This is a genomic window from Pseudomonas cichorii (assembly GCF_019719005.1).
Taxonomy (GTDB): Bacteria; Pseudomonadota; Gammaproteobacteria; order Pseudomonadales; family Pseudomonadaceae; genus Aquipseudomonas; species Aquipseudomonas cichorii_E.
The window spans coordinates 298,097-310,421 of sequence record NZ_JAIGPJ010000001.1 but is presented as its reverse complement, the minus strand read 5'-3'; the positions used below and the strand labels follow the sequence as shown (position 1 = coordinate 310,421).

General features: G+C 51.9%; 10 protein-coding genes and 1 pseudogene. 5 read left to right on the top strand and 6 right to left on the bottom strand.

Features of this window, described 5'->3' with window-relative positions:
• Positions 1 to 183: 183 nt before the first annotated feature.
• The 5 genes from K5D32_RS01435 to K5D32_RS01415 all read left to right on the top strand — a co-directional run bounded on the left by K5D32_RS01435 (position 184) and on the right by K5D32_RS01415 (position 7,556).
• Complete coding sequence (locus K5D32_RS01435) at positions 184 to 519, top strand: transcriptional regulator (protein ID WP_260407084.1); 336 nt, start codon at positions 184 to 186, stop codon at positions 517 to 519.
• 378 nt (positions 520 to 897) lie between these two features.
• A complete protein-coding gene (hsdR, locus tag K5D32_RS01430; RefSeq protein ID WP_221599056.1) occupies positions 898 to 3,240 on the top strand; it encodes an EcoAI/FtnUII family type I restriction enzme subunit R in 2,343 nt (780 codons plus the stop codon).
• Between the two features lie 34 nt (positions 3,241 to 3,274).
• Positions 3,275 to 4,774: a class I SAM-dependent DNA methyltransferase gene (locus tag K5D32_RS01425; protein ID WP_221599055.1), complete on the top strand. Its 1,500-nt coding sequence runs from the start codon at positions 3,275 to 3,277 to the stop codon at positions 4,772 to 4,774.
• Positions 4,771 to 6,420 (top strand): restriction endonuclease subunit S, encoded by a 1,650-nt coding sequence (locus K5D32_RS01420; RefSeq protein WP_221599054.1) that lies wholly within the window; start codon positions 4,771 to 4,773, stop codon positions 6,418 to 6,420. Before K5D32_RS01425 ends, K5D32_RS01420 begins: the two co-directional genes overlap by 4 nt.
• On the top strand, positions 6,417 to 7,556 hold the full coding sequence (locus tag K5D32_RS01415; RefSeq protein ID WP_221599053.1) for an SIR2 family protein: 1,140 nt from the start codon (positions 6,417 to 6,419) through the stop codon (positions 7,554 to 7,556). Before K5D32_RS01420 ends, K5D32_RS01415 begins: the two co-directional genes overlap by 4 nt.
• 120 nt (positions 7,557 to 7,676) lie before the next feature.
• Here K5D32_RS01415 and K5D32_RS01410 read toward each other — a convergent pair.
• The 6 genes and pseudogenes from K5D32_RS01410 to K5D32_RS01385 all read right to left on the bottom strand — a co-directional run.
• Positions 7,677 to 8,137 (bottom strand): annotated as a pseudogene (locus tag K5D32_RS01410) (transposase); the annotation flags it as partial.
• Positions 8,138 to 8,419: 282 nt separating this feature from the next.
• A complete protein-coding gene (locus tag K5D32_RS01405; RefSeq protein WP_221599080.1) occupies positions 8,420 to 8,665 on the bottom strand; it encodes a helix-turn-helix domain-containing protein in 246 nt (81 codons plus the stop codon).
• A gap of 385 nt (positions 8,666 to 9,050) precedes the next feature.
• Entirely contained in the window at positions 9,051 to 9,782 is a 732-nt protein-coding gene (locus tag K5D32_RS01400) for an XRE family transcriptional regulator (protein WP_200994476.1), read from the bottom strand.
• Positions 9,783 to 10,127: 345 nt separating this feature from the next.
• On the bottom strand, positions 10,128 to 10,655 hold the full coding sequence (gene ppa, locus K5D32_RS01395; protein WP_201007062.1) for an inorganic diphosphatase: 528 nt from the start codon (positions 10,653 to 10,655) through the stop codon (positions 10,128 to 10,130).
• A gap of 104 nt (positions 10,656 to 10,759) precedes the next feature.
• Positions 10,760 to 11,572, bottom strand: coding sequence for a zinc-dependent peptidase (locus K5D32_RS01390; protein WP_221599052.1), 813 nt, complete (start codon positions 11,570 to 11,572; stop codon positions 10,760 to 10,762).
• 3 nt (positions 11,573 to 11,575) lie between these two features.
• On the bottom strand, positions 11,576 to 12,223 hold the full coding sequence (locus K5D32_RS01385) for a DedA family protein (RefSeq protein ID WP_221576647.1): 648 nt from the start codon (positions 12,221 to 12,223) through the stop codon (positions 11,576 to 11,578).
• Positions 12,224 to 12,325: the final 102 nt, after the last annotated feature.

Genomic DNA, 12,325 nt, shown 5'->3' with positions numbered 1-12,325 from the left:
TGCTTTTCATCTCGTCTTTCGAGGTTCGACGGGAGGTTTCCTTTGAGCGTGTTCTATGCGCACGAGCAGGGAGGACGCCCAGCTCTTTCTTCACCTCCCTGAAGATCTTCCAGCCCTGATCTGGATCCACCCCTGCATCCCGCTGGCTAACCTCAAAGACAGGATGCAATCCTGGAGGACTCTATGAGTTCAAATGTCGCTATGAGTGGCCTGGACCTCAGTGCAATGACACGGGAAGAGCTCATTCGCTCCATTGAGAGCAAGCTGGGACATGGCGAAATCTCCATGGGCCAGGCCGTGGTGATGCTTCGAACAATGGTGGCCATGATGGATCAGCGCACCTTTGCAATAATGTGCAAAATCTCGATTCGTACCCTGGCACACATTGAGCACGAAGAAGGTAATCAGACTATCAAGTCGATGAATGCTGTGTTCAAGCCGTTTGGTCTTGAGCTTTGTCCGGTGAGAGTGAAGCGGAGTCAGTATTTGGGGGGAGTGGGGCGTAAAGGTCAGATCTGACAATCGAAGAGCGTTTTGGTATCCGTTAGAAGCGAGAGAGTGGTTTTTCGTACCACTTCATGTAATTAATGATGCGGTAGATTTCATTCAAATTGATCTATGACCGAGGTGATCTAGGACAAGCACAAACTGCTTGGTTGGTCGGCTAGTAGCAACTACGGCACCTATGGGATGAGCAGACAAAGCACTAGTCAGGACATTGAATCCCGCGCTGCAAAACTAGGCAGACATCCATCACCTAGCTTGCCAAAGAGGTTAAAGCCCTTGATCAAGGCAATTGCCGCTGGTGGTTGACGAACACAACTGGTTAAAATTTCCTAACGTTGGAAAATGGCCGTATTCAGGCACATGAGTGCTGCTAATCGCAGCGAGGACGCAATGATTAGCAAGGAAAAGAAAGAGTTAAGCGAGGCCGACATTAAGGCTAAATTCATCACTCCGGCACTGGTGAAGGCCGGCTGGGATGAAATGACACAGATCCGCCGTGAAGTCACACTCACCCCTGGTCCGGTTGTGGTACGCGGGAACCTGTCATCACGCAACAAGAAGAAAAAGAAGTTTGCCGATTACGTCCTGCAAAAGGAAAAGGGCGTGCCGGTGGCGGTGGTCGAAGCCAAAGAAAACAACTATACCGTCAGCCATGGTCTTCAGCAGGCCCTGGGTTATGCCGATATCCTCGAAGTGCCATGCGCCTTCAGCTCTAATGGTGACGGCTTTGCCTGCCACGATAAGACTGCCGCCCCTGGCGAAGACATTGAAACCGAATTTACGCTGGAGGCCTTTCCCTCCCCGGATGAGCTGTGGCAGCGCTACAAGCGCTTCCGAGGTATCCTAGACGAACAGGAAACACTGGTTACTGAACCCTATTACGACGATGGCTCCAACAAGGAGCCCCGCTACTATCAGGCCGAGGCCATCAACCGTGTGGTTGAAAAGGTAGCCCAGGGACAGAAGCGCCTATTACTCGTCATGGCCACCGGCACCGGCAAGACCTATACCACCTTCCAGATTATCTGGCGCCTGTGGAAAGCCAAAAAAGTTCGGCGCATCCTTTTTCTAGTAGACCGCAACATCCTGGTCGACCAAACCTTGGTAAACGATTTCAAGCCTTTCGGCTCGGTGATGACCAAAATTAAAAACCGTAAGATAGACCCGTCTTATGAGGTTTATCTAGGCTTGTATCAGGCGCTTACCGGCCCGGATGAAGAAGACAAAATTTTCAAAACTGTCTCGCGCGACTTCTTTGACCTGATCGTGATTGACGAGTGTCACCGTGGTAGTGCCAACGATGATTCCGCGTGGAAGGAAATCCTTGAGTACTTTGACAGTGCCATCCAGCTGGGCCTCACCGCTACGCCAAAGGAAACCAAGTATGCCTCCAACATCACCTACTTTGGTGAGCCCATTTATACCTACTCGCTGAAGCAGGGCATTCAGGATGGATTTCTTGCCCCTTACAAAGTAGTTCGAATCGATATCGACAAGGATATTCACGGCTGGACACCACCGCTCGGCATGAAGGATGACCTAGGCAACGCAATCGAGCAGCGCGAATACAGCCAGGTGGACATGGACCGCATACTGGTACTGAACAAGCGTACCAAGCTGGTGGCCGAGCGAGTGATGAAACTACTGGATGCCACCGATCCCTACCAGAAAACCATCATCTTCTGCGAAGACATCGACCATGCCGAGCGCATGCGTAAGGCCATCGTCAATGCAGCTGGTGCACTGGCGAAAGAAAACAGTAAATACGTCATGCGCATCACCGGCGATAGCGTGGAAGGTAAGGCCGAGCTGGACAACTTTATTGACCCCGAAAGCAAATACCCGGTGATTGCTACAACCTCGGAATTGCTCACGACGGGCGTGGACACTAAAACTTGCAAGCTGATCGTGCTCGACAAATCCGTCAACTCCATGACCACCTTCAAGCAAATCGTAGGCCGTGGCACGCGCATTGAAGAGTCTCAGAACAAGTACTTTTTCATCATCATGGATTTTAAACGGGCTACCGAGCTGTTCAAGGATCCAGAATTTGATGGTGAACCTGTGGTGATATACGAACCCGAAGATGATGACGATCCGGTGCCACCGGATCCCAAGGCTGACGATGATGGCGACGCTGAGGATGGCGAGGAGAACGAGGGGGTTAAGAAAGTCCACGTCAGCGGCGTAGAAGTACGCATCCTCTCTGAGCGCGTGGAATACCTCGGCGAAGACGGCAAGATGGTCATGGAAAGCTATCGCGACTATAGCCGCAAAAACATCCGCAAAGAGTTCGCGTCACTGGATGATTTTTTGCAGAAATGGACCAGCGCAAAAAAGAAAACCGCCATCATCGAGGCGCTAGCCGAATACGGTATTGAACTGCCCAAACTAGCGCATGATGTTGGTAAAGATTACGGCGACTTCGACTTGATTTGCCACATTGCCTTTGACCAGCCTCCTCTTACCCGCCATGAGCGGGCCAACAATGTCAAAAAACGCAATTACTTCACCCATTATGGCGAGCAGGCCCGCGCCGTGCTGGAAGCCCTGCTGGACAAGTATGCCGACGAAGGCATCGCCAGCATTGAGAACAACAGCGTGCTCAAGCTAGCACCCTTCAACAGGATGGGCACGGCCGTGGAAATCATAAACGGTTTTTTTGGCGGCAAAGCCAATTACGAGCATGCCGTGCAGGCGCTGGAAAGCGAACTGTTTACGCAAGCCAACTGATTCAGATAGCCCCCTAGTAGGCCCAGGAATTTCAATGAGTAACGTCAGCAGCATCATCAAATCCATCCAGGACATCATGCGTAAGGATGTGGGCGTCGATGGAGACGCCCAGCGCATCAGCCAACTGGTTTGGATGTTCTTCTTGAAAATCTATGATGACCGCGAAGGCGAGATCGAGCTGCTGGAAGACCACTACCAATCTCCGATACCAGAGTACTTACGATGGCGTAACTGGGCGGCTGATCCAGAGGGCATGACGGGCGATGAGCTCAACGACTTTGTGAATCAGCAGCTCTTCCCAACTTTGAAGACCAAGCTCAAGCTCAGTGGCGACACCGGCGCGCGTGCGTTGGTGATACGCAATGTGTTCGAAGATGCCTACAACTACATGAAGTCGGGCACCCTGATGCGGCAGGTTATCAATAAGATCTGCGAGATCAACTTCAATAATACGCAAGACCGCCACACCTTCGGCAGCATTTACGAACAGATCCTCAAGGATCTGCAAAGCGCGGGCAATGCGGGGGAATTCTACACTCCTCGCGCCGTAACCAAGTTCATTGTGGACCGGGTGGACCCCCAGCTAGATGAAAGTGTTTTGGACCCTGCCTGCGGTACCGGCGGCTTTCTGGCCTGCACCATTGGCCACAAACGCGTCAATTACGTCAAAAACAGCAAGGACGAGATCGAACTGGTCACTAGCATTCACGGCGTAGAGAAAAAAGCGCTGCCGCACATGCTCTGCACCACCAACATGATCCTCCACGGTATCGACACGCCCACCCAAATAGAGCACGACAATATGCTCAGCCGGCGCGCCTATAAGGATTACGGCGAGGCCGATCGGGTAAACATCATTGTTACTAACCCTCCATTTGGCGGAATGGAAGAAGACGGGGTGGAAAACCAATTCCCCGCCACGCTGCGAACGCGCGAAACCGCAGACCTTTTCATGGCGTTAGTAGTCAAGTTACTGAAAAAAAACGGACGTGCTGCAGTAGTACTGCCTGACGGTTTTTTGTTTGGCGAAGGAGTGAAAACTCGCCTGAAACAAATGCTGCTGGAGCAATGCCACTTGCATACTATCGTGCGTTTGCCCAATGGTGTTTTCAATCCCTACACCAGCATTAAAACCAACATCTTGTTTTTTACCAAAAAACCGGAAAACGAATGGCCGGCCACCAAAGAGGTTTGGTTTTACGATCACCCCTACCCAGAGGGTGTGAGCAGCTACAATAAAACCCGCCCAATGCAGTTTGAAGAATTTGAAACCGAGCGCACTTGGTGGGGCAATGAGGCTGACGGCTTCAGCACACGCATCGAAACTCCTCAGGCGTGGAAGGTGAGCATCGACGACATCGCTGCTCGCAACTTCAACTTGGATATCAAAAATCCCCATGTTGGCGAGCAAATCAGTCATGATCCTGAAGAACTGCTTGAGCAATATCAAACACAACAAGAGGAGATCCAAAGCCTTCGCGATCAACTGAAGGCCAACCTTGCCAATGCACTCAATGGAGCCAAGCAAGTATGAGTGCCGTCGAACAACTAGTGATGAACCATCTTGATCTGTGGACATCCGTCATCAGGCGCAAATCCTCCTCGGGGCGTGGTTCCTCAAAAAAATTTGAACTATATGGTATTAGAAAGCTGCGGGAACTTATTTTGGAGCTGGCGGTTCGCGGTCTGCTGGTACCCCAAGATCCGAGCGACGAACCTGCAAGCGAGCTGTTAAGGAAGATTGCGACGGAGAAATCCAGGCTGGTGAAAGAAGGAAGGATCAAAAAGGGAAGAGCGCTACCTCCGATTAGCGACGAGGAAAAGCCATTTGAGCTACCAATGGGATGGGAGTGGTCCCGTCTGGGTACTATAGGGAATATATTCAATGGCAATAGCGTAAATGCCACTATTAAAGAAAATAAATACACAAATGTCGACGGGTTACCATTTATAGCTACAAAAGACGTTGGCTATGGGTTCGAAATACTCGATTATCACAACGGAGTCTGTATACCGACAGAGGAAGCAGGTTTTAAAGTTGCAAAGAAGAATGCTGTCCTCATATGTGCTGAAGGCGGTAGTGCAGGTAAAAAGTGTGGCATCACAGATAGAGACATTTGCTTTGGAAACAAGCTGTTTGCCAATGAACCGCTTGGAGATATAAATTCAAAATTTATTTTGTCAGCATACTTAACGCCAACATTTTTTACTCAATTCTCTTCTGCCATGACCGGTATTATTGGAGGCATATCATCTGCAAAATTTTCTGAGTTAGTAGTGCCGATTGCACCTGTGCTGGAGCAAAACCGCATCGCTGCCAAAGTTGACGAGATGATAGCGTTGTGTGATCAGTTGGAACAAAAAATTGACTCCAGCCTCGGCGCTCACCAAACACTCGTGAAAATGCTGATGACGACCCTAAGCAGCGCGCTTGATCACGCGCAGTTCTCCAAAATTTGGCAACATATTACCACCAATTTCGATACTCTTTTCACTACTGAAGACAGCATCATCCAGCTCCAAGAAACTATTCTGTTTATGGCCGTTAATGGGCTAATTGTTGAATTGCCCGAAAACTCAAAAAAAGGGCTACTCAAAAATTTCCTTTCATTTGGACCAAAGAATGGCTTCTCACCAAACGAATCCCAAATTGAAACCGGGCAAAAAGTACTAAAGCTAGGAGCTACCAGCTATGGAGTTTTAGATCTATCTCAAACCAAATTTTTTGAAGATGAGATCCCTAAAGACTCCCACCTCTGGTTAAAGGCTGGCGATATTCTTCTTCAAAGGGGGAATTCGCATGCTTTTGTTGGCTCAAGCATACTAATTAAAAACTCTATTGATAATGTAATTTACCCTGACTTAATGATGAAATTGCGGGTAGCGGCGGGTATTTCTCCAGAGTATGTATCCATATGGCTTTGTTCCCCACAGGCAAGGAAACACATGTGGGAAAGAATGTCAGGAGCATCTGGAACAATGCCAAAAATCAGCAAAAATATTGTTGAGACTATCCAAATAGTCGTTCCGCCGATCGATGTACAAGAGCAAACTGTTTCTGAAGTCAATAAGCTGATGGCGCTGTGTGAGCAGCTCAAGGCCTGCCTTAGCGACGCGCAGACCACTCAGTTGCATTTGGCAGATGCAATTACAGAGCAGGCATTGAAGAGGTTCCCATGATGGTCGCTAAGGAAAGCTGGTGTCAGCAGGATGGGCACACCGTCTTCGATCTATTTGAGGATTTTAACGACTGGATCAATCAGGGCGAGGTTGACCTTGATTTACCATTGCTTGAAAAACTCAGCACGGTAGGACTGTCCAGCCCCAGTAAAGCCTTCTATGCCGGAGACAAAGAAGCTTATGAACAGGCTTTGAGAGCCTATCGCCTTGTCAGGCGCCATGAGGCGCTGAGCAGGGAATACCTGATCGAATCTTTTGGGCCCGAGGACGGACTGCATTGGTATGAACGAAACGAACAACGTTTTAACCAGTTGATTGATCGCCTTGCAGAAGAAATGGTGGTGCCGTTTGTCGGCGCCGGCATTTCAGTCGGTGGCGGTTTCCCTACTTGGGCCAATCATTTGCGTCAGCAGGGTCGAACGGCGGGTATTGGTGGAAAACAAATAGAAGCATGGCTAGCACAAGGTGAATTTGAGCAAATAATTGCACATATTGAACAGGTGCATGGACGAGACGTGTTTGCACAGGAAATTCGTGACGTATTTGGGAAGCGCGGAAGCATCCAATATATTACATTGCTCATCTCCGGAATGTTCAAAGACACCCTGATCACTACAAATTACGACAAGTTGCTTGAACAAGTTTTTGATACCGGGTCGGACTCTGAAGTTCAGGTGATCAACGGGGTTACTGCCATGGAAGCTCCTGACCCTAACAAAATTACCATTATCAAAATGCATGGGGACATCAAAAACCCTGCTCGGTGCATTCTCGGAAAACTGCAATATGATCAAGCTTATGGCGAAGCTGAATTAGACTTAGAACGTGCCATACCAAAGATGCTTCGCTATTATTTTACAAACAACAGCTTGCTATTTGTTGGATGTAGTTTAAATAATGACCGAACCATTCAAGTATTCCGAGAGGTTAAAGCACAGGCTGGTGATTATTCTTTTCCACAGCACTTTTGTATCGAGCAAATGCCGGATGATCTCAAGAGCTTGATCGCACGCAATAGCGAGTTGGCAAGGCTAGGCATTACTGCCATTTGGTATCCAAAAGCAAAGCATGAGCAGGTGGAGACTATCCTTCGCTGCATGAGAAATGAGCTAAATTACAGAAAGGCAGCTTTGTAAAGCTTTAACTACCGCTGTTTTTTACAGGAGCAGTGCTCACCTTTGAAACTAGCCAAATGCGTATGCTGCTTCGGCGTAACCGCTTCATAAACTCCACCTGACCAACGATGGGTTAACGGTTTACCGTGGCATCTCCGGTGAGCAATTCCAGGGCAACAACGCTTCGTAATCGGCTACCGATTGAGCGTGGGGTAACCGCTCCAGGTTTCGACCACGCTATAAATCTTCGCACTGGCGCTGGCACCGTTGACGGTATCTCTGAACAGCCAGGCCTTGCGCCCGATGACAAACGGCTTTATTGCACGCTCTGCCGGGTTGTTATCAATCGGTAAATAACCCGCTTCGACATAGCACTCCAGCCGGCTCCAGTTGTTTGCCAGATAATGCACAGCCTTGCCTAATGCACTTTGCGGCGTCACCTGAGAATGGGTTTTATCCAGCCAGCTTTTCAGTTGGGCCAGGATCGGCAGGTTTTTCTCCTGACGACCGATAAACCGTTGTTCATCGCTGACGTTCTTGAGTTCGCGCTCGACGCCGTACAGCTTGTTGATCAGGTTCAGGGCTACATCGGCCCGCCCGGTATGCCTTGGATTATACCGGCTCAGGCGACGTAGCGTGGCGTGAGCACTTTATGAGGGCTTGATCAGCTCTGCCGTTTCGCTTTCGCGCTTCAGTTGGCAGATCAATTTGAGTAGCAGCAGGACGTCTGAGCCTCTTCCGAGGCTCTCAGTTCACAACTGTCCTTTGTCCTAGGACTGAGGACACTTTGAGCATTTGTCAGTGGACCTTGTCAAACACCTCGAAATTATCGCCAGATGCTGTCGTGTAAGACTTTAACTGCTTGATCCTGCCCTTTTGCTCGCTCAAACCAAGGTGGCCGCACCCTCCACCCCCCGAAGCACCCCATACGGATCCACCCCAATCCCCTCACACACCTCCAAAAACTCAATCACATCCAGCCTGCGCTCGGCATTCTCGGTTTTCGAGACGAAGGATTGCGGGCGACCGAGTCGGGTTGCCAGTTCCTTTTGAGTCAGACCGGCTGCTTCGCGTGCCTCCAGTAAAAGCTGGAGCAGGGCTTGGTAGCGGGTGTTGTGGATGGTTTTCACGTAGGTGTGCCGTTTGATGGTCCGGCAACCTGAATAACCTGATTCGGGATTAACCCAAAGCGATTTCTCTGCTCCGCTTTTCAAGACGCGCATACTCTTGGGCTTTCGCTGCCCGGAGCAGGTGTCTGACTTTTCGCAGGCAAATAAAAAGCCGGCTTGTGGCCGGCTTCTCGGGGACGGTCTTGGTTTATTTTTGGTAAACCGCAATCGCCTTCAACAGGTGCAACCGCAAGGGATGCTAAAAAGGTAACAAACCGAACGTGTCGTTCGCCTTGTGTGGCACGGGTCGCGCTGGGCGGTCTGTGCCGAATGGTGGCGTTAGGATACTGATGTTTTCCTCCGATGCCCAGTCTTGAAACACTTTCTCATACGTGGCTGTCCCGGTTTAGCGCAGCAGCATGGCGTTTCGGCGGCTGTTGAGGGTGGACCACCAGAATATCCAGCCCAGGATGCGGATGTTTTCCCGCTCGATTTCTTCGGCGCTGAAGAGTTCGTCGGGGTATTCGCTGTTGTTGTGGCTGCGCAGGCGCAGGCCGCCGTTTGGCAGGCGGTAGAGGTATCTGACGCGCAGGATTCCGCCGTGTTCGAGGGCGTACATTTCGCCGTCGATGACTTGGGTCAGGTCGCGGTTGACGCCCAGCAGTGAGCCGTCCTGGATCTTGTCGGCCATGCTGTTGCCGATCATGGCGACGCACATGGTGTTCTTGGGGTCGATGTTCATGGTTTGCAGCACGTGCATGGGCAAACGTATTTTTTGTCCGGGCGCTTCGGCCAGTACGGTCTTGCCAATGCTGTTGGTGGATTCGATTTCCTTGTAGATCTGAATTTCCACATCGCCGCGCAGCAGGCTTCTGCCCTGGTGAAGCGTAATCGGGGTGTCGCCGCCATTGTTCTCGTTGGCGGAGTCTGTCGGGTGTTTGGGGCCTTCGCCGGTGCGCAGCCAGCGGGGGTTGACGGTCAGTAGTTCAGCCACTTCTTCCAGCCGCGCCATGGGTACGCCGCGTTTGAACCAGTTGTTCACGTGCTGGGGCGTGACTTTGCGGTTGGCTGCAAAGTCCGTCGCAGAAAGATGGCACTCCCGCAGGAGGATGCGTAGTCGATCACCTGATGTATTCATGAAGCCGAGTTTACGGCGGTCGCGAATCCGTTTAAATGAACGGGGTGTTCAAATACTGCTGTTCCCTTATTACCTACGGTTAGCGACCTACAGGTGCAACAGTTGTTGTGTAGGCATGTTCCGCAATCGGTTTATTTTAAATAAACGCCGTGTTCTGTTTTAAACCGGTTGTGCCGGGTTCACGCTTTGTTTATCGCGTTTTAAATGACGGATGTATTTTTATACGTTTGTTTATTGATGATGTTCTGGAGGATTTGCGAGGCGGGAGGAGCGAGGAGGGCGACGCGTTTTGCAGAGGGTGTCCGGAACACCCTGTCAGGTGTTCCGAAACGGCGAACCGGGTGATCAGCCTTTGTAGGCTGCAACCGATTTCAGGATCTCGGCGCGGGCTGCGTCAGCATTGCCCCAACCTTCGATCTTCACCCATTTGCCTTTTTCGAGATCCTTGTAGTTCTCGAAGAAGTGCTTGATCTGCTCCAGCAGCAGGGCTGGCAGGTCGGTGTACTCTTTCACGTCGACGTACAGCTGGGACAGCTTGTCGTGTGGTACAGCGATAACCTTGGCATCGCCGCCGCCGTCGTCGGTCATGTTCAGGATGCCGACCGGGCGAGCGCGGATGACCGAACCTGGAGCAACCGGGTAAGGAGTAACAACCAGCACGTCGAGGGGATCACCGTCGTCAGCCAGGGTGTTAGGGATGAAACCGTAGTTGGCCGGGTAGAACATCGGGGTGGCCATGAAACGGTCAACGAACAGGCAATCGGACTCTTTGTCGATTTCGTATTTGATCGGCGCGTGGTTGGCCGGGATTTCGATAGCGACGTAGATGTCGTTCGGCAGGTCTTTACCAGCCGGAATCTTGCTGTAGCTCATTGGGTTTTGCCCCCGTAGTTGACCAGACAGATATTGGCACTAACGCCAAAAAGTGGGCCGGATTATAGGCATATTCTGTGGGCGTTGACACGCATCGCGTTGGATCAGTGCTGGCTTTGAGACGCCGTGTCGCCCTTTTGCAGGGCCTCGAGGCGTGCCAGGGTATCCTGGCGGTAAAAGGCCTTCAGTTGCTCGTAGACCTCGGGATAGCTGCTGTGCAGCAGGTCGGGTGCGCTGAAGAAGTATTCGCTGGTCACGGCGAAAAACTCTGCCGGGTCTTCGGCGGCGTAGGGGTCGATGACGGTTTCGATGTCCGGGTCGTTGTCCAGTTGCCGGTTGAGATCGTCGTAGGCGGTTTGCATGACCCTTGCCCACTCGATGATCCGCATGTCGGCATGCAGCGGTGGCAGGCCGTTGGCATCGCCATTGAGCATGTCGAGCTTGTGTGCCAGTTCGTGGATGACCAGATTATAGGCATCCCAGTCGCCGCTGGACAGTACGCCCGGCCACGCCAGAATCACCGGGCCTTGTTGCCAGGCCTCGCCGCTGTGTTCGCCATCCCATTCATGTTCGATCCCGCTGGCATCGCGGTGTCGCTGTGGGCTGATGAAGTCGCCGGGGTACAGGACGATTTCATGAAAACCCTGATACCAGTTCAGATCGCCGAGGTTGAGCAGCGGCAACTGGGCCTGGGCCGCAAGAAACAGCCGCTGTTCATCGTCCAGCTCTACGCCCGGTAATGCCGTCAGGTGCTTGGCTTGTAGAAACAGCACGCTGGCCTCGCGCAGAGCTTGATCCTGCGCGTCGCTCAAACCATCCAGAATCGGCAGCCGCTGGCGCACCCGTGCCCACATTTCTGGGGCGACGGGGTTTTTGGCCAGCGTGCGCTGCCTGCGCCAGTTGCTGAAAGACCACATGGCTCAGCGTGCGTCTGCCGAGCGGCCTGTGCGACTGCGGATCAGGCCGATGATCATGGGGATCAGGGAGATTAGAATGATCACCAGCACCAGCAGCGTCAGGTTTTGCTTGATAAAAGGCACATTGCCGAAATAGACCCCCAGCGTAACCAGACTGCCGACCCACAGGATCGAGCCCAGCACGCTGAAGCCCAGGAAGCGCAGGTAGTTCATCCGGCCAACGCCGGCGACGAAGGGCGCGAAGGTACGAATGATCGGCAGAAAGCGAGCCAGCGTCACGGTCTTGCCGCCATGGCGGTTGTAGAACTCCTGAGTGCGGATCAGGTAGTCGCGGCGGAAGATTTTCGAGTCGGGATTGCGAAACAGCCTTTCTCCGGCGGTTCGCCCTATGATGTAGTTGGTGCTGTCGCCCAGTATGGCTGCCAGCATCAGAAGCCCTCCCAGCAGAACCGGGTCCATGCCGCCACCGGCTGCTACTGCGCCTGCGATGAACAGCAGCGAGTCGCCTGGCAGGAAGGGCATGATCACCAGCCCGGTCTCACAGAAAATCACCAGAAACAGGATGGCGTAGATCCAGGTGCCGTAATTTTCTACCAGAAAGTCGAGGTACACATCGAGGTGCAGGATGAGGTCGAGGGGGTTGAATTCCATTGGTATACCTGAGGCCAGACCCTTGGAGCAGGGCGCGTGCGGAAGAAACTACTGAGCGCTACGGGCGGCATTATAGAGGGATAAGCATGGCAACAGGTTTTT

What these genes read in the sequence shown, in the direction of transcription:
- K5D32_RS01435 (WP_260407084.1), top strand. Translation starts at nt 184, where the DNA reads ATGAGTTCAAATGTCGCTATGAGTGGCCTGGACCTCAGTGCAATGACA.
- hsdR (WP_221599056.1), top strand. Translation starts at nt 898, where the DNA reads ATGATTAGCAAGGAAAAGAAAGAGTTAAGCGAGGCCGACATTAAGGCT.
- K5D32_RS01425 (WP_221599055.1), top strand. Translation starts at nt 3,275, where the DNA reads ATGAGTAACGTCAGCAGCATCATCAAATCCATCCAGGACATCATGCGT.
- K5D32_RS01420 (WP_221599054.1), top strand. Translation starts at nt 4,771, where the DNA reads ATGAGTGCCGTCGAACAACTAGTGATGAACCATCTTGATCTGTGGACA.
- K5D32_RS01415 (WP_221599053.1), top strand. Translation starts at nt 6,417, where the DNA reads ATGATGGTCGCTAAGGAAAGCTGGTGTCAGCAGGATGGGCACACCGTC.
- K5D32_RS01400 (WP_200994476.1), bottom strand. Translation starts at nt 9,782, where the DNA reads ATGAATACATCAGGTGATCGACTACGCATCCTCCTGCGGGAGTGCCAT.
- ppa (WP_201007062.1), bottom strand. Translation starts at nt 10,655, where the DNA reads ATGAGCTACAGCAAGATTCCGGCTGGTAAAGACCTGCCGAACGACATC.
- K5D32_RS01390 (WP_221599052.1), bottom strand. Translation starts at nt 11,572, where the DNA reads ATGTGGTCTTTCAGCAACTGGCGCAGGCAGCGCACGCTGGCCAAAAAC.
- K5D32_RS01385 (WP_221576647.1), bottom strand. Translation starts at nt 12,223, where the DNA reads ATGGAATTCAACCCCCTCGACCTCATCCTGCACCTCGATGTGTACCTC.